A 22,033-nucleotide genomic window follows, 5' to 3' on the forward strand; every position below is an offset into this window, starting at 1 on the left:
AAAGGTCACCAACTAAAAAGGAATAAGCAATTATTCGAATGGATTAAGATGCATCTTTTGACGCCTCTATATCATTTTTAGTTTTGAAGGTTGAAAGGATAGCTTCTACTTCTCGAATCAGGTTCTTTTTGCGAGTTCCTGGCGAATCAACATAACCTTCGATGTAGTAAATCAGTCCCGACTCTTCATCTACAATGGTGTAGCTTAGGAATGGCCCACCACGTGAGTTATCGCTTATTTTCCAAAGTCCTCGTGCCTCTACGGCAAAATGTCCATTGAAATTGACACGCTCAGTAAATACTGGAATAATTTCTTGCCGCTTGATATATACTTCTCTGTTTTCTCCATCGTACAAATTAGCGCGCGTAATCTTGTCCCTAAATTTGCCGATTTCATTGAAAACTCCTTGATCTCGATACGGCTCATAGTGGATAAAAATGCTTTGCTCGGTCTGGGCATCCATCTTTCTAAACCATACAAAATCCTTCAAGTCCCTTGCCTTCTCCCAGCCAAAGGGAATGGTCAAACCGACACTATGATTTTCTTTCATCCGAGCTTCCAGTTGTTTCTGAGTACTGTTAAACAGCTGCCCTTTTATTGTTTCACGTGTGGAAGTTTCAAAAAACTCTCTAATTGCTGATCGATTGTAGTTGATTTTTTGCGCAAGCAGGTCTTCGCTAGATGAGAACAAAAAAAGTACTGTTTGTCCTTTGGCAAAAAGATCCTTTTGCGGCCTCATAAAAATCGAAGTATCACGTTTTATTTGATTGAGCGACTGATCGGTAAAGAATTGTTGAAGTACCCGACTGTCTGGCGTCTTGCTGTCCAGGGTCATCACAAAAACCATATTTTTTGCTGATTTAAGGACAGAGTTTAACCTCCTTGGATTGACCTTACTCACATTGAAGAGTGATTCATCCTGAGGCAGTCCTAGCATAGGCGCCATGAACGTTTTTCGCAGTTCTACTCCTAAACCAAGTGTATCTGCCCATTGAGTTGAGTCAACAACCAAGATAATCTCATCCGCCTCTCCCCTAGCAGTTGGTAGCAAATCTTTCCTTCGATTCTCTTTTGCAGCGTCGCTGCATCCAACAGCTATAAAAATTAAAAGAAGTATGTTTTTGAACATAAAATCCTATTTCGATGTGTAAGTTGATTAGCAAAAACTGTTCCGACCTCTCAAACTTAGGGGTTTTATTGAATAAGGACTGAACTAGTTAGGTATAACCAGCGACTGTCCAGGCTTGATCTTGTTGGAGGTGAGCTTATTTGCTTGTTTTAGTTTCTCAATACTTGTGTTATTGTTCTTGCTGATACTCCACAATGAATCTCCGGATTTTACCGTATAGGTCTTACCCAACCCAGTAATCGAAGATGGAGGTGTTGGAGTTTGTTTGGGTTTTGGCTTAGCAGCAGAAGCTGTATAGAGTTTTTTCGTACTTGAACTGTACGTTGGCAAAACCCAAATACTCAAGCGTTGGCCTACACGAATCAGATTTCCTCTAATTCTATTCCACGATCGTATGTCTGAAACACGGACTCCATACTGCCTGGCTATTGTACCCAGCACATCTCCACTTCGTACGCGATAATACAGCCTTTCTCTTCCGTAGGTACTACCTGGCGTATTTCTTGCCAAATAGTCCAAATGCTTTTTCCCAACTTTTGAAGCCGTGTCATAGAGCGCAATTCTATTTGCAACAATTTCTTCTTTCCACTCTATTGGCACATTCAATGCAAAGTTCTTCGTTCCTTCCGGTAGTGCGCCTCTTTTTATCTGGGGATTCCACATAAGCATGTCGTCAAGGCAAATTCCAAGCTGACTACAAAAAGTTTCCACATGGAAATATTGTGAAATCATGATTGTATCCATCTCCGGATAGAAAACTTCTGGACTCTCATCAAATCCATGCTCTTCTAGATGGTTGAATAGATACGTAATTGCCACAAACTGCGGAACATATGATCGTGTCTCCCTTGGTAGGTAGCGATAGATCTCCCAAAACTCTCTTTTATAGCCACTCCTTCTTATCGCCTTTCTTACATTTCCCGGGCCGCAGTTATAAGCAGCCAAAGCCAGTTCCCAGCTATCAAACATGCGATACAAATCTCTCAAATGCCTTGCAGCTGCATCTGTTGCTTCTATCGGATCCATTCTGTCATCTACATACCAATTGCTATGGAGTCCGTACATTTTACCTGTAGACGAAATAAACTGCCATAACCCAACTGCGTTTGCTCGTGAAATGGCATTAGGCCTTAGGCCAGACTCAACAATGGCCAAATACTTAAGCTCGTCAGGCATATTATGCTTGGCCAGCGTCTCGGAAAACAACGGAAAATAGAGCTCTTTCTTACGAATGATGTCTCGCGTGTACGCTCGATCTTTGATTGCGAAATAATCAACAAAAGCCATCACACGCTCATTGAAGACCAGTGGAACCTCTTTTTCAATGCAGCTCATGCGATCTGCAATCTCATCATAAGTATTGTCAGGAATGATTTCAGCAAGTTGAAAATCCTGGCCTTTCCCCACTAATGAAATGAATATAATCCCAATTAGGAACCATTTTCGTGTCATATGCTATCCGTTTTGATCTTTGAAAGTAATGATTTGATTTGAAATATCAATTAATTCGAGCTCATTAAAGCTTTTTGACATCAATTGCATACCAATAGGTAACCCTTGATTGTCAGCTCCAATTGGAATTGAAATTGCTGGAATACCTGCCACATTTGCTTGAACAGTATAAAGGTCTTCCAGATACATTTGAATTGGGTCACTTTTAAATTCTCCAATTTTGAATGCTGTGGTTGGGGTCGTTGGAGATACGATGAAATCATACTCATCCAACAAGTTGTTCGTTTCCTGAGATATCAATCTGCGGACTTTTTGTGCTTTGGTGTAGTATGCATCGTGATAGCTTGCACTCAAAACAAAAGTTCCCGTCATGATCCTTTTCTTAACTTCCTCTCCAAAGCCTTCTGACCTGCTTTCTTTATACATTCCCTCAAGATCAACGCTCTTTGCTCGTTTCCCGTATCGCACACCGTCATATCGGGATAAATTCGAACTTGCTTCTGCAGCTGTCAATACATAGTAGGTAGGAAGCACATAATCAAGCTGTGACATACTTACCTCTCTCACTTCATGCCCGTTCGATTTCAATTGTTCAATGGTCTGCAATGTCGCCTCTTTCACTTCAGGATTGAGGCCTTCATGACTCAACGTCTCACTGAGATAAGCAACTCGATATTTATTTTTTGATTTGAAGTCAGAAAACCGGGGCACTTTTTTATTTGATACTGTGCTATCAAATTCATCAGCACCGGACATTATTTCTAAAACAATGGCTGCATCCGACAGGCTCTTGGTAAGAATGCCCACAGTATCAAAGGAACTGGCATAGGCTGCTAATCCATATCTTGAAATACGTGAGTAGGTTGGTTTTAATCCAATAACCCCACAGAATGCTGCTGGCTGTCGTACTGACCCTCCTGTATCTGACCCTATGGAAACCTGGCACATATCAGACGCTACTGCTGCTGCAGAACCACCTGATGAGCCTCCTGGTACGCGGGATTCATCGACCGGGTTTTTACATACACCGAAAGCGGAATTCTCATTGGACGATCCCATCGCAAATTCGTCACAATTTTGGTGGCCAATGATGATTGCGTCCTCATCAATGAGTCTTTGAATGCAAGTGGCTGTGAATTGCGATTCAAATTTTTCAAGAATACTACTTGCACATTGAAGCCGGTGATTTTCATAGGCAAAGACGTCTTTGATTCCTATGACCATGCCTGCAAGTCTTCCAGCTATGTTTTTATGAATTTTTTCATCAATTAGCTTGGCCTGCTTTATGGCGTCTTCGCCATAAATAGAAAGGAAGGCATTAAGCCTTCCATTTTTTTCATCGATGTTTTTCAAATAGTGCTCAACTAACTCTGAAACAGAAAGTTTACCTGCACTAACCTCTGATTGAATATCAGAGAGTGATTGGAAGTTTTTCAAGGTTTAAGCCTTAGTTTCTTCTTTCGAACCCTCGTTTATTTCGTTCTTGATTTCTTTGGTCGCATCTTTAAACTCTCTGATGCCTTTTCCCATGCCTCGTGCGATCTCAGGTATTTTTTTCGCTCCGAAAAAAATGATAATGAAAAGAGCGATAATAATCATCTCAGTCCACCCTGGCATTGCAAATAATAATGATGTATGCATTGCTTTTAAATTTATTAGTTACAAAGATAGGTATTTAGAAACGGAGCTTTGTCCAATAAGTTGACAAATTATCATTTCATAGCTAACCAATTTTCTGGATTTAGCTTTGTCATGCCCTTATAAACCTGAAATTCTAACTCAGATACACCATCTCTATCAGTATAGACTTCACCGATAATTTCATCTGATCTTACTTTCTGGCCTTTTTTAACGTTTACATTTTTTAGTTGAGCATACACCGTCAAGTAGGCTCCATGCCTGATTACCACGACATTATTTTTACCAGGAATTGTACCTATCAACGTCACTTCTCCATCAAAAACAGCTTTTACTTGAGAATTTTTTTCTGTTTGTATTCCTACTCCGTCGTTAACTACCGTTATCCTTTTAAGGACGGGGTGTGGCTGCTTTCCAAATTTAGTGGCTATAAAGCCAGACCCTACTGGCCATGTAAGACTGTTTTTCTTTGATTCGAACAAGCGAGTCAACTCTGCCGCACTTGCAGATTCCGCAGTGGAAGCGGTCGAGGTTTTTCTCGCCTCGTCTTCAATGATTTTCGCAATTAAGGTATTTAATCGAGCGTTTGCTGCTTTGCGATCTTCCACTTCTTTTCGAAGTTGTCTTTCTTTCTTAGTAAGCTGAGCTACCAATTTGGATTGCTTCTTCTTTGAATTGGCAAGCTTATTTTTTTCACGGAGCTGCTGATTTAAAAGTCTCTGCTGCTCTGCTCTTTTTGCTTCTACTCTACTGCGTTGATCGTTTAGTTCTTTGGTCACTACTTCAATCTGCTCTGCCTGAAGCCTTCTCGCATCTGAGTATTGTTCTAGATATTTTAGCCTTTGCAAAAGTTGATTGAAATCACTGGCTGAAAATAAAAACATGAGTCTGCTATTTCCTTTGTTCGCCTTATAGGAGGAATAAATCTGCTCTGCATATTCTTCCTTCAAATGCTTAAGATCCTCTTGAAGGGAGGATACCACAATTCGTAAATCTGTTATCTCATTATCTAGAATAGTAATTTCTGAGCCGATTGAACGAATCAAAGACGCTCTGGCATTGATCTGTTGATTTAGCGCCCTGAGTTGTCCTAATGTTACCTTTTTTTCATCTGCAGTCTCATTAAGAATGCGTTCTGCTTCAGCAATTTTCCTGAGGTTTTCCTTCTTTTCGAGTTCTAGCTGGCTTTTCGTTTTTTGACTAAACGCATCAAAATCCAACAGTAAAAAAGCAAAAAAGAATAGAATTATGTGAAGACTATTTCTTCTCATACTTACTTGGGACTGAATAGGGGAAGCTAATGGGGCCGTCTTCGATGACCATCTTATTATAGGATATGTTAACCTCTGTATTCGGTTTGTTTTTAGCTTCATAGTCAATGACTGCCGAAATTTCATTGGGGAAAATCTGACTGTTCACCAATATAAAATCACCGTAATTTACTGAAATCGTATTTCCTGTCCCCTCATCGAACACCTGAACTTTCTCAAGTTTCATTGTTGAGGCGCCAATAAAATTCTGATATAGATACAATCCTTTTGAAGCAGTGTATGTAAAAAAGTTATCCATCTTTTCAACGCGTTGCTTTTTGTAGGGCTCCACTAGATTTCCCAATACCACGGACTGAATCATTTTGAAATTAAAATCAAAGTCAAAATTTTTGGACAATTCTTCATATGAATATTCATAATATTCTTTCTTTAATTTGTCCAGAATAAACACATTTTCGGTTGTAATCAGCACACGAGCAACTTCAATTCCCAATGCTGGTGAAAAAGAAATCCAGATGAGACTATCTTTTTTTATTCTAAAATTAGCGGATGTTGAATAGCTTTTTTCACCGTCATCAAAATTAAATTTTGCTTTTGCAGAGAGGTAATCGAATTCTGGATCGACCACCTCAAGCTTATCCTTTTTTTTGCCAAAAATCGCTCCCACCTTTCGGTTGCATGAGCTCAACCCAATCATTGCGACAAGACAAAGTAGTAAGAGCTTATTCATAAAGCTTTCGATCTGAAATTTTCTTCCCAATTAATTCTGAAGCACTCCCTAAATCACGAGCCCTTTCCCACTGCTTGATTGCTTCCTCGACTTCTCCCAACTGGAAGAGGACATCACCATAGTGTTCAATGACTGTGCCATCATTGTCCAATGAAACTGCTTTTTCTAGGAATTTTTTAGATTCCTTGTATTTGCCACTCGCATACAGAACCCATCCATGAGTATCTAAGTAGGTTGGGTTATTTGGATGCTGTTCGACTAGCCTGGTCGACATTTCTAAGGCTTTTTCAAGGTTCTTGTTGTCCAGCGATAGATAATAACTATAATTATTCAGCACATGATCATTATTCGGACCATTCTCCAATGCTTTATCATAGGCGTTATATGATTTCTCGCTTTCTTTTAGCCCATTGTAAGCATCTCCTAGTTGTCCATAAAAAACAGTGAGCAAATTGGGATCTACTGTGTATTTTTTTCCTTGCTCGAGAACCCGTACAGCCTTCTTCAGATCTTGATTAATCAAATGCCCGGTACCTGCAAAATAGTACAACAAGGCCTGATTAGGGAAATACTCCAGCGCTCTTTCTGCATGTACTACTACACTATCATATGCATTCAGGTCAGCCTCTACGTTTATGATATTCTGCCAAACAGAATAATTGGATGGGTTCAATTCCACTGCCTTTAGGTAATAGGCTACCGCATCTCTGCTTTTACCGTCTTGATACAGTAGGTCACCAACAAAAGCTTGTGCTTTAAATTCATCAGGAAATTGTTCGGCTAGCTGCACTGCAATTTGGGTAAGCTTACTTTTCGTCTCTGGCTTGGTATTCATTACCAGGTAGTTCGATATGATTTGAAATTTTGAATCAAAATCGATGACGTTGGTCTCAAAAGCCTCACTGAGTAGCACCAAAGATTCTTCATGATTGCCTCGCATCCATGCCAATTCACTTTTCATCATGGTAATCCGAGAGGATGAGGTTTCGGTTTTTTCGTAATCGACAATGGCCTTTTCAGCTCGTTCAAGTCTCTTATTCTGAATAAGGAAGTTTATCAACTCAGCTTTGTATGAGGATTCGTTTGGATAAGCATCGATTAATTTGTCATACTCAGCAATGACCGCATCGAGCTTTCCTTCTTTCATATATATCCGCTGCTTTTCCCTAGTAATTTCTTCCTTCACACCCAGCTTTGCTTCAATCAAATCAAAGACTCGAAACATATCATCCTTTCGTCCTGTCAGCTGATATAATTCTGCTAATTCATATAAGGCATTTTCTTCTGACGGAAACAGCTCAACAAGACCTTCGTAAGTTTTAGCCGCATCCACGTAAAACCCTATGGATTGATAAATACGTGCCAGTCCCAGCCTGTAATACTTGTTTCTCGGATCTAGTTCGATGGCTTTGAGGCCAAAGGGAAGAGCTTTTTGTCCTTCATTGCTTTTAGCAAGCACCTCCGCAATTTTAAAGTTGGTAGCTGAACTCTCCGTGTTCATTTCTAGCGCTACATGGAAATTTTCTAGTGCCTTAGCATAATTTTCTAGTATCAGCTGCTTTTCTGCCTCTATTAAAACCCCTTCCAGCTTCAATGAATCTTCCTGCGTCAGAGGCACGGCAACATCTTTCTTCTTCCTTTGGGAAAAGGAAAGAAAAGTTGAGATCAGAAGTACTGAAAATAAAAATATCCGCATCAATTTACCATTCGCTGTAATCACCTAAACTTACCGATTTGGGTTGGCCTTCCAACTTAACGAAGTTTCCAATCATTGAGTTGGTTAAATCAACGTCTACAAGTGACGTGTTATTTTGAATGAGTGATTCAGATAGCTTAGAGTTACTGATCATGCAATTCTTGCCTATAGAGACATTTGGCCCAATTGTAGAGTCTACGATTTTCGATCCCTCCCCTACAAATACCGGTTCTATTATTTCACAATTTTCAATTTCCACATTTTCTGCAATGAGATTCTCCCCTTCTAAAAAGCCAAGGTATCTCGAGTTTGACTCTACTGTGATTGCCTTATTTCCACAATCTAACCACTCATTTACTGTGCCAATTGTGAAGTTGGTGCCTTTCTCTTTTAGATTCTCCAGTGCCATCGTCAACTGAAATTCACCTCCCCCACGTATATCATTTCTTATCAAATAATCGATTTCAGCCCTTAAATCCTCGCCTTTTTTGAAATAATAAATGCCAATGATGGCTTGATCAGAAATAAATTCCTTTGGCTTTTCTATAAAATCAGTGATAATGCCGTCCTCATTTGATTTAACAACACCAAAAGCACTGGGATCCTCTATTTGCTTCGTCCAAATAATGCCATCATCTTCCGAGTTCAGTTTAAAATCTGCTCTGAAAAGCGTATCTGAAAATGCAACCGTCACTTTTCCTTCTAAAATTTCATTTGCACACGCAATGGCATGGGCTGTTCCTTCCGCAATTTCTTGAGTGAAAAAGTAAGCCTCAGCTCCAACTTCTTTTGCGATTTCTCTAAGTTTTTCTTTTATCTCTTCATCAAAATCTCCAATAATGAATCCAATTTTCTCGATTTTCTCCGGCGTTACTTCAGCGATATCTTCAACTAACCGCTGGACAATCGGCTTACCAGCCACAGGAATCAAAGGTTTTGGTGTTGTGAGTGTGTGTGGTCGCAGACGCTTCCCTTTGCCGGCCATCGGAATGATCAAATTCATAGAAAAGTATTGATTTTTAGCTATTTAGCTTTGATTTTTTGTAAAGACTTTCTTTCTAAAATGATGCACAAAGTTAGAAAGATTAACACGACCAGAACAGCCTTTACGACTGATTGTTGCGTTAGCTCGTTCACAAGTATGCCTAAACCGGCTAAACTTATGTACCCAATCACCTTCACTACTTGATATGGAACCGGATAATGTTTAGCTCCCCACACGTAAGAAACTATTACCATGAGTAAGTATGAAGTGAAGGTGGCAACTGCTGAACCCATATATCCAATTAGCGGAATGAGTAACCAGTTGAGAATGAAGGTGGCAAGTGCCCCTATTGCACTAATGTATGCACCATAAAGTGTTTTGTCTGTCAACTTGTACCAAAGAGAAAGATTGTAGAAAACTCCAAGAAACAATCCTCCACCAAGGAGCCAGGGCACCGCATTCAGCGCCAACAAGTAGCTTTCTTGCCTTAGGAAGATAGGCGCATAATATGGCATGAATACGCTGAGCACCAACCAACTAAAAGCAGTAAAAAGAACAAACCATGTCATTATTTGACTAAAAACTTGAGGTGAGTTGTTCTCTTTTGACTGTGCGAAAAAAAACGGCTCGAATGCATACCTAAATGCCTGCACAGCCAGTGTCATGAAAACAGAAAGTTTGTAACACGCTCCGAAAATCCCCAGAATCTCAAGATTTGTAAAACCTTCATAAAACCCTTCGGGCAGCCGGTATTTTAAGATTGCACGACTCAACATTTCATTGATGACACCTGCAAAGCCAATAATCAAAACGGGCCATGCGTACTTTATCATCCTTTTCCATTCTGTTGCATTGAAACTGAGTTTCAATTTCATCCAGTCAGGAATGAAACATATCAAGTAAAGTCCATTTGCAATTAGGTTAGACAAGAACACATAACCAACACCTAACTGTGGGTCAAAAATGCTTTTTACAAAACTCTCAGGGTTCTGCTCAAGAATCATTGGACACCATAAGATGAAGAAAAGGTTGAGCAAAATATTAACTCCAATATTGGAAAGCTTGAATAGCGCAAAACGCTTCGCTTTTCCGTCCTGTCTAAGTCTCGCAAAAGGGATTGCTACAATGGCGTCAATCGCTAGAATTGCGGCGAGCCATTGAATGTAATGGGCTTTGTCAGGATATTGTAGCAGATCGGCGATTCTTTCTGAAAGAACCCAAATGAGTCCTGAGAAAAGCAGAGAGGTAACTAGAATACTTGTAAACGCAAGGTTAAAATAGTCGCTACCTGTTTTGTTAGAAGAATACCGAAAATAGGCTGTTTCTAAACCATAGATATAAAGAATATTGAGAAAGGCCACATACGCATACAGCTCGGTAACAATGCCATATTCTGCCGGAAGAAAAACGGAAGTATATAGTGGGACTAATAGGTAATTGAGCATTCGCCCAAGCACACTACTTAAGCCATAAACTGCTGTCTGGCTGGCTAGCTTTCTGAGAATTGACAAGGGTTATTCGCCTTTAAAATCTGCTTTTCTTTTTTCTAAGAATGCGGTAACACCCTCTTTGAAATCTTCTGTTCCAAAACAACCGGCAAATGCATTGGCTTCTGTTTGATAGCCGTTTACGCCCGTCTCAAAGCAAGCATTTACTGAATCAATTACCAAGCCTATGGCTACTGGTGCTTTGGATGCTATTTTCTTTAAGAGTTCCACGGCTTTGGCGTGAGCGGCAGCTTTATCAGCCTCCACATAATTTGCCAAACCCAATTGCTCTGCCTTTTCTGCTGAGATCATATCCGCACTCATCAAAAACTCAAAAGCTCTGCCTTTCCCTATAAGTTGTGTTAAGCGTTGTGTCCCGCCGTATCCGGGGATCAATCCTAGGTTGACTTCCGGTTGTCCAAATTTTGCGGTACTTACGGCTATTCTCATATGAGCGGACATGGCTAACTCACAGCCTCCACCTAGCGCAAACCCATTCACTACCGCAATGACAGGCGTATGACTATTTTCTATCGACTGGAATATTTCTTGTCCCTCTTCAGCAAATTTCCTTGCATGCATTTCGCTCAAACCGGAAAACTCACTAATATCAGCGCCAGCAACGAATGCTTTTTCCCCAGCACCTGTCAAAATCACTCCTCTAATGTCCTTTGGATTGTCTTGAACATACTGAAATGCATCTCTGATATCCAGCATTGTCGCTCGATTGAGCGCATTCATTTTACTTTCCCGGTTGATTGTAATAGTTAGAATACTGTCAGCTAAATCAAGAGCAAGATTTTCGTAAGATTCCATGGTTGCTTGGTTTTTCGAAATGGAAAGAAAGGGGAAAAAATACCCTAATCAAAAACAATTGTGCTTTTCAAATTGGTAATCATCACCTCTACAAGTTCTTTGAGTCCATAGGAATGTTGCCATCCCCAATTGTTTCTTGCAGCACTGTCATCAATACTTCCAGGCCAGCTATCGGCTATTTTTTGCCTAAAATCCGTATTATAAGTAATCTCAAAATCAGGGTAATGTTTTTTAATTTCTTCGGCAATTTCTTTTGGTGTAAAGCTCATGGCCGCCAAATTATATGAGCTATGCACTTTCAAGTTTTCAGCTGCCGTTTCCATTAAGTCAATGGTTGCCTTCACTGCATCATCCATGTACATCATGGGCAGCATGCTGTTTTCTGACAAAAAACTCTCATAGTTTTCTCCCGCAATAGCTTTGTGAAAGATATCAACAGCATAGTCAGTTGTGCCTCCACCAGGTAAGGCTTTATACCCGATCAATCCAGGGTATCTCAAACTTCTTACATCCACTCCATGCTTCTCGAAATAATATTCGCACCATCGTTCGCCAGCTAATTTTGAAATACCATAGACTGTGTTGGGGCTCATCACAGTATTCTGAGGTGTATTTTCCTTTGGAGTATCAGGGCCAAATACTGCAATGGAACTCGGCCAATAGATTTTTTCAAGTTTATCTTTTCCTGCTTCAAGCACGGTAAGCAAGCTCTCCATATTTAGCTGCCAGGCAAAAAGTGGATTTTGCTCGCCTTTCGCAGAAAGAACAGCTGCCAGGTGATATACCTGTGTAATGTTATGTTCTTCCAAAATGATATGAAAGGACTCTTTATTTAGGATGTTGAGTTTTTCATATGGCCCATCGTTGAGCAGCTCTACAGGTTCATCTAGCAAATCTGAAGCAATGACATTTTCTGTTCCCTTTAGTTCTCTTAGCTTCAGGGTCAGCTCTGTTCCAAGTTGTCCACAAGCACCTATAATCAGGATTTTATCCATGGGTAAATGGTTGTTTATTGGGTTTAAGGATCGCAAATTTACATCGAGCTAGAAAACTTGCATCCATTAAATTTGCCACAATGCTGTTTGATGAATATTTAACTGGTAAAAAAATAGATCCTGAAAAATACAAGAAAGCTGAACCGACTCAATACGCTGAGTTCAGACAACTCTTTGATCAATTGCACCCGGATAGTTTTACACAGCAAAAACTTTTTTTAATTAACAAGATACGAAGGGCTCATAAGCTTGAGGGTGTGACAGAAGTGAAGACAACTACTCCTTCCAAAGCGATGCGACCAAAAATAAAACCCTTAAAACCGAAAACAAGCTGACATGTATAAATCACTAAAGCCAAGACTAGAGAAGGAAATAACGGAAATTAAAGAGGCCGGTCTTTACAAACAAGAGCGTGTTATTGCCTCTCCTCAATCAGCAGACATTAAACTAACCGACGGATCTGATGTTGTCAATTTTTGCGCGAATAATTATCTCGGACTTTCATCACATCCTAAAGTAGTGGAGGCTGCAAAAAAATCCATTGACTCACACGGTTTTGGTATGTCATCGGTGCGATTCATTTGTGGTACTCAGGATATTCACAAAGAGTTGGAACAGAAAATTTCAACGTTTCTTGGCATGGAAGATACTATTCTGTATGCTGCTGCCTTTGATGCCAATGGTGGGGTATTCGAACCTCTGCTAGGCCCAGAAGATGCTATTATCTCAGATTCCCTGAATCATGCCTCCATCATTGATGGAGTTCGCCTCTGCAAGGCAAAACGTTACAGATACAAAAACAATGACATGGCAGATTTAGAGGAGCAGCTAAAAACAGCCTCTGAAGCAAAGGTTAAAATCATAGTTACTGATGGGGTATTTTCAATGGACGGCACCATCGCTCAGTTGGATAAAATTTGTGATCTGGCTGATAAATATGATGCCTTGGTGATGACTGATGAATGTCATTCAACTGGATTTATTGGTAAAACGGGACGTGGGGTTCACGAATATCGAAACTGTATGGATCGAGTTGATATCATAACCGGCACGCTTGGTAAGGCGTTAGGCGGGGCTTCAGGAGGGTTTACTGCGGCTAAAAAAGAAATTGTTGACATTCTGCGCCAACGATCAAGGCCGTATTTGTTCTCAAATACACTAGCTCCTTCAATTACTGGAGCATCGATTGCGGTGATTGACATGCTCAGTGAGACGACAGAGCTCAGAGATACGTTGGAAGAAAACACCAAATACTTCAGAGAGCAGATGACTTCAGCAGGATTCGACATCAAACCGGGTGAACATCCAATTGTTCCAATTATGCTTTACGATGCTAAGCTCTCTCAAGAGATGGCAGCTAAGCTACTTGAAAAAGGTATTTATGTGATTGGTTTCTATTTTCCAGTGGTCCCAAAAGGTGAGGCTAGGATACGTGTGCAAATTTCTGCCGTTCATGAGCGCGAACATCTTGATAAGGCGATCCAAGCCTTTACTGAAGTAGGTAAAGATCTGGGTGTGATACAATAGCATATTTTAATAGACTGAATCCTCGCGAAAGTGGGGATTCTTATGCAACCTCCTCCTTAATCTCAACATCCGATTCTTTCTTCTCTTTCTCTTTTTTCAACTCCTTGGGCTCATGGAGGTATTTGTTGATTTGTTTTCTGAGCTCTTGAGCCGAGATATTATGCATAATCTCACCATTCTGCATGGCAGAAATCTGACCGGTCTCTTCTGAAACTACGATGATAAACGTCTCCGTATTCTCTGACATTCCCAGACCTGCTCTATGCCGCAAACCATATTGTGCTGAAACATCTCTTTCGGTCACAGGTAAAATACATCTTGCAGCTACGATGCGATCTTTATGAACGATTACAGCTCCGTCATGCAATGGACTGTACTTATTAAAGATGGCGAGTAAGAGTCTTTTTGAAAGCAAGGAATCCAAGGCATCGCCTGATTCGGCGTAAAACTTCAACGGTGAATCCTCCGAGAGAACTATCAATGCTCCTGTATTGGATCCAGCCAAAGATTTAACCGCTTCGACTATCGGAGTGATATTGGCTCTCCGTACATTCCCATTTTGGGACCAAAACCTAACATTTTTGAAAAATTTACCTTCTTCAAAAATGTTTGTTCTACCCACAAGCAATAGAAATTTTCTGATTTCCTGTTGGAAGAGAATAATGACAGCCAATACTCCCACGCCCATGAATTGACCAAGTATTGTACTCAAAAGCTCCATCTGCAGCGCACTCACCACAAGGTAGATCAGGTATATAGCAAGGAATCCAACGAAGACTTTGATCGCCACACTTCCTTTCATCAGTTTGTAGATCTGACTCAATAGGATCGTCACCAAAAGAATGTCCAAAGCATCCTTCCAGCTTATGTCTAAAAATCCTATTTGAAAAGCTAAAATCAATTCAGTTGATTTATAAGTTTTACGGCTTCCACAGCCTCCTTAACATCATGTACACGAAGAATGGCGGCACCCTTAAACAAAGCTACGGTATTTAATACCGAAGTGCCATTCAAAGATTCTTCAGCGGTCAATTTAAGTGTTCGGTAGATCATGGACTTACGCGAGACGCCTACAAGAAGTGGCTGATTTAGGTGGTGAAAATGATCCAGTTTATTTAACAGATCAAAACTCTGCTCAGCCGTTTTCGCAAATCCAAACCCCGGGTCTATTATGACATCTTTTATCCCCAAGTGGTTGGAACGCTCAAGTACTGCTGAGAAATATTTCATTACATCCAAGACTAAATCATTGTAATCTGTGAGATTCTTCATGGTTTGAGGCGTGCCCCGCATATGCATTGCAATGTATGGAACTCCCATTTCCGCGACTGATGTCAACATTTCATCATCTAAATGACCTGCTGATATATCGTTTACAATAGCAGCTCCGGATTCGATGGCTATTCTGGCCACCTTGGATCTAAATGTATCTATGGAAATGATGGCGTCAGGAAATCTTTTTGCAATCTGCTCAATCGGTTCAGCCACGCGAACTATCTCTTCTTCTACAGAAATATCCTCCGCTCCTGGCCTTGATGAATATCCTCCAACATCTAGGAAGGTTGCTCCGTCATTAAGCATCTTTTCTGCTCTCATCAAAATCTCACTGTTGACCATTTTTCTACTCTCTGCAAAAAATGAATCGGGAGTAACATTGATAATGCCCATCACTTTTGGAGATGATAGATCCACAATTTCTCCTCTTATATTGATGCTATCTTTGATACTCAATGGATTAGTTTTGCTTGGTTAGTAAAATGACGTAGAGAGCTCTTACGCATTGAACTAAAAAATTATTTATTTCGTGAAGCATTGAAATATTTAACGCTCACTTCGTGAGTAAATTTACATGAGACAGGAAACTGAGCAGCAATACAAGGAGATCATTTCTGAATGCAAAGAGATTTTTGCTAAAAAGACAAAAGATTACGGTACCGCCTGGAGAATTTTGAGGTTGCCTTCCATTACCGATCAGATTTTCATCAAAGCCCAACGCATAAGATCCATTCAAGAAAAGGGTGAAAACAAAGTTGGTGAAGACATAGGTAACGAGTTCATTGGTATCATCAACTATTGCATCATCGCTATTATTCAAATGCAATTGAATGGAACCGAGGAGATGGAGATTCCATTTGATGAATTGGAACCAAAGTATGATCAGGTTGCTGACGATACGATGAACTTACTTACTGCAAAAAATCACGACTATGGAGAAGCATGGAGAGAAATGCGCGTAAGTTCAATGACGGACATTATTCTCATGAAGCTCATGCGTGTAAAGCAAATTGAGGACAATGCTGGCAAAACCCTAATCTCAGAAGGTATTGATGCTAACTATCAAGACATGATCAACTATTCCGTATTCTGTCTCATAAAGATGAAGGAATGATGAAATGGTCCACAATTGAAATAAACTAAATACACATGAAAATCATAAAGGAATTTGCACGATATGCTGTCGGATGCTTATTTATTTTCTCCGGCATCATTAAAGTGAATGACCCAGTAGGAACGGCGATTAAACTGGAAGAATACTTTCAGGTGTTTGCAACCGATATAGCCCCATTCTTTGATTGGTTTGTTCCGGCTGCCCTTTTCCTTAGTGTAGTCCTCAGCGTGTTAGAGGTTGTCCTTGGCATAGCCTTAATCATTGGCTATCGTATGAAATCCACATCCTGGATTCTCTTAGCCATGATCGTGTTCTTTACCTTCCTCACTTTTTATTCCGCCTACTTCAATAAAGTAACCGATTGTGGATGTTTTGGAGATGCCATTAAGCTTACCCCCTGGCAGTCATTTTATAAGGACATCATCCTCCTGGTTCTCATCGGAGTAATCTTTTGGAAAAGAGATAGTTACAAACCAATGCTCAGCGTGAAGTTGAGTGAAATTAAAGTTGTGGGCAGCACTTTTTTCTTTGTTCTGATCGCGATCTATTCCATACAGCATTTACCCTTTATCGACTTCAGAGCGTACAAAGTAGGCAATCATTTGCCGACTTTGATGCAAAATTCAGCCCCTTTAAAATATGTATATGTCATGGAAAAAGATGGTGAGACATCTGAGTTCGAAACATACCCTTCTGAAGGAGGATATGAATATATTGAAGCTAGACTGACCAACCCAGAAGCTGCTGCTAAAATTACGGATCTCAACGTATGGCAGGGCGACGATGACTATACAGATGAACTACTAACAGGCACAAAATTGATTATCATCATTCATCAGGTTGAAAAGACTTCCCTTGATGAAATAGATCGCTTAAGAAATTTGACATATGACAATCCAAGGTATAAAACCTGGGTACTGACCTCTTCTGGTTATGAAAAATTCGAAGCCTTTCGGCACGCAAACCAGCTAGCTGTTCCATATTATTTTGCAGATGCCACTGTATTGAAAACCATGGTTCGATCGAATCCAGGTGTGGTCCTACTGAAAGATGGGGTAGTCATTGCCAAGTGGCATTACAATGACACGCCATTGGCTGATGATGTAATCGAAATCCTTAATCAGCAGTGAATCAAAAGATTTTTCTCATTGGATTGCCTGGGGCCGGCAAGACCACAATGGGTCTGGATTTGGCTGTACATCTAGGCATTCAATTTATTGATCTAGATCAGGATATAGAGAAGAGCACAAAGCTATCTGTTTCGCAGATATTTGAGGAAAAAGGAGAAGCCCACTTTCGGCAGTTAGAAAAAAGTCACCTAGAGAAGATCATCGCTGAGATTGATTCATTTGTCTTGGCAACTGGCGGTGGCACACCGTGTTTCTTCAATAATTTGGAAACCATGCAGCATGCTGGCGCAACTATCTTCTTGAATACCCCAGTTGCAGAAATTGAAGACCGCTTGAAGTTGGACACCTCTCGTCCATTAATGAAAACGAATACTTTGTCAGAGCTTTTGGAAAAAAGGAAAGGATGGTACAATCAAGCTGATCATACCATCCAGGTGTACAAAGAGATTCTTAAACTTTTCTAACTAGAAATTCAGACCAAAAGTCACAGAAACGGTAGTTCTTTGAATATCCGACCTACTAAATGGCTGATTCAGTTCAGAAAAATAGGGTACTGACTCTAGTTGTGTTTTACTTGAAACAACTGCAAAGTCAAGGAAATAATCAAATGTGCGGTAGCCAAATCCAAAAGTGATATCCGTACGATCCAGCAAGTTGGAATCTTTTATTGGATCAGGAAGAAAGGCATACCCTGCTCTTAGTCGGAAATTATCAAATCGGTATTCGCCACCAAACCGGACATTTACTACGGACTCATAAAGTCCGTCGATAATCGCATTGTCATCTTTTGTAGCTATATCATCTGAATTGAGATTGGCGCTGCTGTAATCTATGTACTCAACATCACCGCTGATGAAGCCACTCTTACCTATGAAGGCTGCTACGCCTACACCTACTTTTGATGGAGTTCTCAGCTTATAATTATTTACAAAAAGGTCGCTCTGGTAGGGGTCGATATTTCCTAGATCATAGGTTACCGTTTCGCCATCTACGGTTTCTGTGTAGCTAGTGCCTGCATCCCAATCTGCTTCAAGGTCTATAAAACTCTCTTCATCGAGTGACATGAAAGATGGAGAGGTGTAGGTTGCTCCGATGGTTAAAAAATCTGCCGGTCGAAAGATGGCACCAAAATTAAAGTTGATCCCGCGTCCTCTTACTTCTAATTGATCATCGATGATTATCGAATTAAGTGAATCCAAATCTGTTCCTCCTTGCAGAAAATCAAATTCTTCATAGGTTCTTTCTTGCTTATAATTGATGAACTGTAGTCCCATTCCACCTCCGAAGTATAGTTTATCATCGTAATTTCCTCCCCAAGCTATATTCATCTGGTAGTGTGATCCTCGTTCTTTAATGGATTCCCTTTGAATCGGGAATCCCCCAACAAAAGCATCATAACCTCCACCTGCCGGAGTAATTAAAAATTGATCAAATGCTGCAAATCCTAACTCATTCAACTGACTAACATCCTGAAAACCTGCCTCCGCTAATATGTTGTCGACAATGGAATTGAATTCATTCTCCCCTTCATACTTCCTACTCAGGTGATACGTATTGCTTCTATTCAATGTGATAGCCAGAGAACCTCCCTTAAACTTATCATCTGTAAATCGTCCCTTTGTGAAATTGATCACGGCCCCAATGTTGGCGAAATTGAAATTGTTTCTAAACGTTTCTTCTGCTCCTTGAAAATCAGCACTCCCCCCATTGAATATCCCATACTTGGAATCCGCATTGACAAAATCCATCGAGGGGGTAAATACAAATACTCCTTTGTTGAAAAATCCTAATCCCGCCGGATTTGATACGGCAGAACTGATGTCTCCACCAAGCGCTATTTGGGCTCCACCAATGGCCTGCATTCTAGCAGTACTTCCTAGCCCGTAATTACTTCGACTAAACCTATAAGCATCTTCAAAATATTGAGCATTGGATATAACTGAACAGCCAAACACAAAAAACAAAAGTGTAAGTAGCTTTTTTCTCATTGATCTTAAAAATTAAGTTTAGTTTCTTCCTCTTTTGCTAGAGCTGGATCTACCCGACGAGGATCTTGAACCAGAAGACCTACTTGATGAAGAACTTCTTGATCTATTCACCGAGCCTGAACTTCTAGACGATCCGGATGATCTTACTGAAGAGCTCCTGCTACTTCGAGATGCAGGGGGAGTATAGCTTCTGTTGTTAGGCCTGGAACTAGACCGATTTACATTACTATTTGAATTGGTTCTTCCTCCCATATTCACCCTGGAAGAACCGTTCGTATTCGTAGACCTTGAATTAATTGAACTTGATCCTCGTGAATTGCTTGTATTGTATCTGCTACTTCTGGAGCGATTCAGATAATCGGCTTGTTGTCGGCTATGATCAGCGCGACTACTTCTGGATTCTCTTGAAACTGAAGCACTTCTTCCTGAAGAAGAACGACTGCTTCTATTCGAAACAGATCCTCTCGAATTCCTTGAGCCTCGCACTCTATTTCTTCCACTTCTAGCGTTGTTATCTACTACGTACACAGGCCTGCCATAAAAATTTCCATATACTGGAGGGCACCAAAATGAATTGAGTCCTCCTCCCCAGCCCCAAGGGTTGTAAGCCCAACTATTCCATCCCCATGAAGGACCCCAGTTGTTATACCACGGATTCCAGAATGGATCATTGAACGGTCCTCCCCATGCGTTTCCGTAAGACATAGACCAAAAATTTCCACCCCAGCTATTAAAACCAAAACCAAACCTTAAGCGCGGACGATTCCATCCATTGAAGCTATTCCAATTGTCATTATAGTAGTTATTTACTACCACCTGTTGAGGTATAGTGTTGCCGTAATAAGTTTCTTGAGGATTGCTAAAGTTTGTGTTTTGATACTGATTATCAACACTGTAATCATTTTCTGCGAGGTAATCCTCCTGGGTTTTTTCTGGCTTATAATAGTCTAGCGATTCTTCGCTAACAAATCCTTCCTCTGGCGCAGGATTGCTATTTTTAAACTGTCGGCCTAAGAAGCTCAGCTCCTCATCGCTTTTGACGGGCTCTTGCTGGTACTGATCTGCCACTTCTGTGAATTTCTTCTTTTGCTTCACTCGATCTTTTTTAGTGAAGTATAAATCATCGTACTCCTGACCGATAGCTCCTATCGCAGAAGTTCCTAAGATCATAACTAGAAAAATTTTCAAATAATGCTTCATGACGAACCTCCTTTTTTTATTTATAACGATCACTAGGGTCAGTCTGTTCAGCGCCTCCGCTATATTTGCGATCCTTAGAAATCTAGGACTATAAAAGCAAACTCCATACCAAAAGATATAAAGATACATGGCTAAAGCTATTCCTTCACGTTCAGAAGATTATTCATTGTGGTACAACGAGCTGGTGAAAAAAGCTGGATTGGCAGAAAATTCACCTGTTAGAGGCTGTATGATCATAAAACCTTATGGTTTTGCCATCTGGGAAAAGATGCAACAAACACTTGATCAAATGTTCAAGGATACAGGACACGAGAATGCATATTTTCCGCTTTTGATACCTAAATCCTTCTTGAGCAAGGAGGCAGATCATGTAGAAGGCTTTGCCAAAGAATGCGCGGTAGTCACGCATTACCGATTAAAAAATGATGAGGAAGGGAACGGAATTGTCGTTGACCCTGAGGCCAGATTGGAAGAGGAACTGATCATACGACCAACATCTGAAACAGTAATATGGGATTCTTACAAGAACTGGATCCAATCCTATCGTGACCTTCCAATTCTTGTCAACCAATGGGCCAATGTAATGCGCTGGGAAATGCGCACACGCTTGTTTTTGCGTACAGCTGAGTTTCTATGGCAAGAGGGGCACACTGCTCATGCAACCAAACAAGAAGCTATTGATGAGACCAATCAAATGCTCAATGTGTACGCGACATTCGCCGAGGAGTTTATGGCTATGCCCGTGATAAAAGGCGTCAAAACGGAGAGCGAGCGATTTGCCGGAGCAGTAGACACGTATTGTATTGAAGCGATGATGCAAGATGGTAAAGCGCTACAGGCGGGTACTTCTCACTTTTTAGGTCAAAATTTTGCTAAAGCTTTCGATGTGAAGTTTGCAACAAAGGAGGGCAAAGAAGAATTAGTATGGGGAACATCATGGGGAGTGAGTACTCGACTTATGGGAGCGCTGGTTATGGCACATTCTGATGATGACGGGCTGGTGCTTCCTCCTAAGCTTGCACCTATACAGGTAGTCATTGTTCCCATTTATTTTAAAGAGGAACAACTCGCACAAATTGAGGAAGTAGTAGCTCCGATAGTTTCGCAACTAAAAGAAAAAGGAGTTTCTGTGAAATTTGACTCGCGAGATACGCACAAGCCCGGATGGAAGTTTGCTGAATACGAGCTTAAAGGTGTTCCGGTAAGGTTAGCTATTGGACCCAAAGACCTTGAAAAAGGGACGATCGAAATTGCGCGCAGGGATACCAAGGAAAAAGCTTTTCATCCAATAGATGGGGTGGTGGATCATGTGACACAATTGCTTGAGGACATTCAAGCTAGCATTTACAATAAGGCCAAAACCTACAGAGAAGGAAATACCAAGAAGGCTGATACGTATGATCAATTCAAAGAGCTAGTGGAGCATGGTTTTGTACTTGCCCATTGGGATGGGACTGCTGAGACAGAAGAAAGAATCAAGGATGAAACAAAAGCGACCATTCGTTGTATTCCACTGGATCAGAAAAAAGAAGAAGGAAAATGTATCTTTACAGGTAAGCCATCAGAAGGGCGTGTACTCTTCGCAAAAGCTTACTAACCA

Annotated in this window: 21 protein-coding genes; 6 read left to right on the forward strand and 15 right to left on the reverse strand. The window is 40.6% G+C overall.

Annotation, left to right across the window (positions count from 1 at the left end; all coding sequences use genetic code 11):
• Window positions 1-43 precede the first annotated feature (43 nt).
• The 11 genes from ABJF57_RS01500 to ABJF57_RS01550 all read right to left on the reverse strand — a co-directional run bounded on the left by ABJF57_RS01500 (window position 44) and on the right by ABJF57_RS01550 (window position 12,199).
• The gene (locus ABJF57_RS01500) at window positions 44-1,129 is read right to left on the reverse strand and encodes a DUF4837 family protein (RefSeq protein WP_462231959.1); all 1,086 of its coding nucleotides are present in this window, start codon (window positions 1,127-1,129) and stop codon (window positions 44-46) included.
• An 84-nt stretch (window positions 1,130-1,213) separates the two neighbouring features.
• Window positions 1,214-2,581 carry a lytic transglycosylase domain-containing protein gene (locus ABJF57_RS01505; RefSeq protein ID WP_462231957.1) on the reverse strand — a complete coding sequence of 456 codons (1,368 nt, stop codon included), beginning with the start codon at window positions 2,579-2,581 and terminating at the stop codon, window positions 1,214-1,216.
• Between the two features lie 3 nt (window positions 2,582-2,584).
• A complete protein-coding gene (gene gatA / locus ABJF57_RS01510; protein ID WP_462231955.1) occupies window positions 2,585-4,018 on the reverse strand; it encodes an Asp-tRNA(Asn)/Glu-tRNA(Gln) amidotransferase subunit GatA in 1,434 nt (477 codons plus the stop codon).
• A gap of 3 nt (window positions 4,019-4,021) precedes the next feature.
• Complete coding sequence (locus ABJF57_RS01515) at window positions 4,022-4,222, reverse strand: Sec-independent protein translocase subunit TatA/TatB (RefSeq protein WP_462231953.1); 201 nt, start codon at window positions 4,220-4,222, stop codon at window positions 4,022-4,024.
• Window positions 4,223-4,293: 71 nt separating this feature from the next.
• A complete protein-coding gene (locus ABJF57_RS01520) occupies window positions 4,294-5,490 on the reverse strand; it encodes a murein hydrolase activator EnvC family protein (RefSeq protein ID WP_462231951.1) in 1,197 nt (398 codons plus the stop codon).
• On the reverse strand, window positions 5,477-6,220 hold the full coding sequence (locus ABJF57_RS01525) for a DUF4292 domain-containing protein (RefSeq protein WP_462231949.1): 744 nt from the start codon (window positions 6,218-6,220) through the stop codon (window positions 5,477-5,479). Before ABJF57_RS01525 ends, ABJF57_RS01520 begins: the two co-directional genes overlap by 14 nt.
• Window positions 6,213-7,916, reverse strand: coding sequence for a tetratricopeptide repeat protein (locus ABJF57_RS01530; protein WP_462231947.1), 1,704 nt, complete (start codon window positions 7,914-7,916; stop codon window positions 6,213-6,215). Before ABJF57_RS01530 ends, ABJF57_RS01525 begins: the two co-directional genes overlap by 8 nt.
• Before the next feature lie 4 nt (window positions 7,917-7,920).
• The gene (locus tag ABJF57_RS01535; protein WP_462231945.1) at window positions 7,921-8,919 is read right to left on the reverse strand and encodes a sugar phosphate nucleotidyltransferase; all 999 of its coding nucleotides are present in this window, start codon (window positions 8,917-8,919) and stop codon (window positions 7,921-7,923) included.
• Between the two features lie 20 nt (window positions 8,920-8,939).
• The gene (locus ABJF57_RS01540) at window positions 8,940-10,412 is read right to left on the reverse strand and encodes a lipopolysaccharide biosynthesis protein (RefSeq protein ID WP_462231943.1); all 1,473 of its coding nucleotides are present in this window, start codon (window positions 10,410-10,412) and stop codon (window positions 8,940-8,942) included.
• A gap of 3 nt (window positions 10,413-10,415) precedes the next feature.
• Window positions 10,416-11,204: an enoyl-CoA hydratase/isomerase family protein gene (locus ABJF57_RS01545; protein WP_462231941.1), complete on the reverse strand. Its 789-nt coding sequence runs from the start codon at window positions 11,202-11,204 to the stop codon at window positions 10,416-10,418.
• A 44-nt stretch (window positions 11,205-11,248) separates the two neighbouring features.
• Complete coding sequence (locus ABJF57_RS01550; protein WP_462231940.1) at window positions 11,249-12,199, reverse strand: NAD-dependent epimerase/dehydratase family protein; 951 nt, start codon at window positions 12,197-12,199, stop codon at window positions 11,249-11,251.
• An 80-nt stretch (window positions 12,200-12,279) separates the two neighbouring features.
• On the opposite strand from ABJF57_RS01550, the gene ABJF57_RS01555 reads away from it, so the two are divergent.
• Both ABJF57_RS01555 and kbl read left to right on the forward strand, forming a co-directional pair.
• Entirely contained in the window at window positions 12,280-12,534 is a 255-nt protein-coding gene (locus ABJF57_RS01555) for a hypothetical protein (RefSeq protein ID WP_462231937.1), read from the forward strand.
• Window position 12,535: 1 nt separating this feature from the next.
• Window positions 12,536-13,726, forward strand: a complete 1,191-nt coding sequence (gene kbl, locus ABJF57_RS01560; protein WP_462231936.1) for a glycine C-acetyltransferase — start codon at window positions 12,536-12,538, stop codon at window positions 13,724-13,726.
• 40 nt (window positions 13,727-13,766) lie between these two features.
• Here kbl and cdaA read toward each other — a convergent pair whose 3' ends face one another.
• Both cdaA and folP read right to left on the reverse strand, forming a co-directional pair.
• The gene (cdaA, locus tag ABJF57_RS01565) at window positions 13,767-14,627 is read right to left on the reverse strand and encodes a diadenylate cyclase CdaA (protein ID WP_462231934.1); all 861 of its coding nucleotides are present in this window, start codon (window positions 14,625-14,627) and stop codon (window positions 13,767-13,769) included.
• Window positions 14,624-15,457, reverse strand: a complete 834-nt coding sequence (folP, locus tag ABJF57_RS01570) for a dihydropteroate synthase (RefSeq protein WP_462231932.1) — start codon at window positions 15,455-15,457, stop codon at window positions 14,624-14,626. The genes cdaA and folP overlap by 4 nt, the downstream gene beginning before the upstream one ends.
• A 118-nt stretch (window positions 15,458-15,575) precedes the next feature.
• Between folP and ABJF57_RS01575 the strand changes: the two genes are divergently transcribed.
• From ABJF57_RS01575 to ABJF57_RS01585, 3 genes are read left to right on the forward strand one after another with little or no spacing between them, the layout of a single operon-like run.
• On the forward strand, window positions 15,576-16,115 hold the full coding sequence (locus ABJF57_RS01575) for a DUF1599 domain-containing protein (RefSeq protein WP_462231930.1): 540 nt from the start codon (window positions 15,576-15,578) through the stop codon (window positions 16,113-16,115).
• A gap of 35 nt (window positions 16,116-16,150) precedes the next feature.
• The gene (locus ABJF57_RS01580; RefSeq protein ID WP_462231928.1) at window positions 16,151-17,245 is read left to right on the forward strand and encodes a BT_3928 family protein; all 1,095 of its coding nucleotides are present in this window, start codon (window positions 16,151-16,153) and stop codon (window positions 17,243-17,245) included.
• A complete protein-coding gene (locus ABJF57_RS01585) occupies window positions 17,242-17,709 on the forward strand; it encodes a shikimate kinase (protein ID WP_462231926.1) in 468 nt (155 codons plus the stop codon). Before ABJF57_RS01580 ends, ABJF57_RS01585 begins: the two co-directional genes overlap by 4 nt.
• Here the strand turns inward: ABJF57_RS01585 and ABJF57_RS01590 are convergent, their stop codons facing one another.
• Complete coding sequence (locus ABJF57_RS01590) at window positions 17,710-19,233, reverse strand: OmpP1/FadL family transporter (RefSeq protein WP_462231924.1); 1,524 nt, start codon at window positions 19,231-19,233, stop codon at window positions 17,710-17,712.
• A gap of 18 nt (window positions 19,234-19,251) precedes the next feature.
• Window positions 19,252-20,433 (reverse strand): hypothetical protein, encoded by a 1,182-nt coding sequence (locus tag ABJF57_RS01595; protein ID WP_462231922.1) that lies wholly within the window; start codon window positions 20,431-20,433, stop codon window positions 19,252-19,254.
• Between the two features lie 127 nt (window positions 20,434-20,560).
• On the opposite strand from ABJF57_RS01595, the gene proS reads away from it, so the two are divergent.
• Window positions 20,561-22,030, forward strand: a complete 1,470-nt coding sequence (gene proS / locus ABJF57_RS01600) for a proline--tRNA ligase (protein ID WP_462231920.1) — start codon at window positions 20,561-20,563, stop codon at window positions 22,028-22,030.
• Window positions 22,031-22,033: the final 3 nt, after the last annotated feature.

This window comes from Ekhidna sp., from assembly GCF_039940915.1.
Lineage (GTDB): Bacteria > Bacteroidota > Bacteroidia > Cytophagales > Cyclobacteriaceae > Ekhidna.

Bases quoted from the DNA above. Each gene is read 5' to 3' on its own strand.
- ABJF57_RS01575 (WP_462231930.1), top strand. From the start codon at position 15,576: ATGAGACAGGAAACTGAGCAGCAATACAAGGAGATCATTTCTGAATGC.
- ABJF57_RS01580 (WP_462231928.1), top strand. From the start codon at position 16,151: ATGAAAATCATAAAGGAATTTGCACGATATGCTGTCGGATGCTTATTT.
- ABJF57_RS01550 (WP_462231940.1), bottom strand. From the start codon at position 12,199: ATGGATAAAATCCTGATTATAGGTGCTTGTGGACAACTTGGAACAGAG.
- ABJF57_RS01515 (WP_462231953.1), bottom strand. From the start codon at position 4,222: ATGCATACATCATTATTATTTGCAATGCCAGGGTGGACTGAGATGATT.
- ABJF57_RS01500 (WP_462231959.1), bottom strand. From the start codon at position 1,129: ATGTTCAAAAACATACTTCTTTTAATTTTTATAGCTGTTGGATGCAGC.
- proS (WP_462231920.1), top strand. From the start codon at position 20,561: ATGGCTAAAGCTATTCCTTCACGTTCAGAAGATTATTCATTGTGGTAC.
- ABJF57_RS01535 (WP_462231945.1), bottom strand. From the start codon at position 8,919: ATGAATTTGATCATTCCGATGGCCGGCAAAGGGAAGCGTCTGCGACCA.
- ABJF57_RS01520 (WP_462231951.1), bottom strand. From the start codon at position 5,490: ATGAGAAGAAATAGTCTTCACATAATTCTATTCTTTTTTGCTTTTTTA.
- ABJF57_RS01505 (WP_462231957.1), bottom strand. From the start codon at position 2,581: ATGACACGAAAATGGTTCCTAATTGGGATTATATTCATTTCATTAGTG.
- ABJF57_RS01525 (WP_462231949.1), bottom strand. From the start codon at position 6,220: ATGAATAAGCTCTTACTACTTTGTCTTGTCGCAATGATTGGGTTGAGC.
- kbl (WP_462231936.1), top strand. From the start codon at position 12,536: ATGTATAAATCACTAAAGCCAAGACTAGAGAAGGAAATAACGGAAATT.
- ABJF57_RS01530 (WP_462231947.1), bottom strand. From the start codon at position 7,916: ATGCGGATATTTTTATTTTCAGTACTTCTGATCTCAACTTTTCTTTCC.
- ABJF57_RS01545 (WP_462231941.1), bottom strand. From the start codon at position 11,204: ATGGAATCTTACGAAAATCTTGCTCTTGATTTAGCTGACAGTATTCTA.
- ABJF57_RS01555 (WP_462231937.1), top strand. From the start codon at position 12,280: ATGCTGTTTGATGAATATTTAACTGGTAAAAAAATAGATCCTGAAAAA.
- ABJF57_RS01590 (WP_462231924.1), bottom strand. From the start codon at position 19,233: ATGAGAAAAAAGCTACTTACACTTTTGTTTTTTGTGTTTGGCTGTTCA.
- ABJF57_RS01595 (WP_462231922.1), bottom strand. From the start codon at position 20,433: ATGAAGCATTATTTGAAAATTTTTCTAGTTATGATCTTAGGAACTTCT.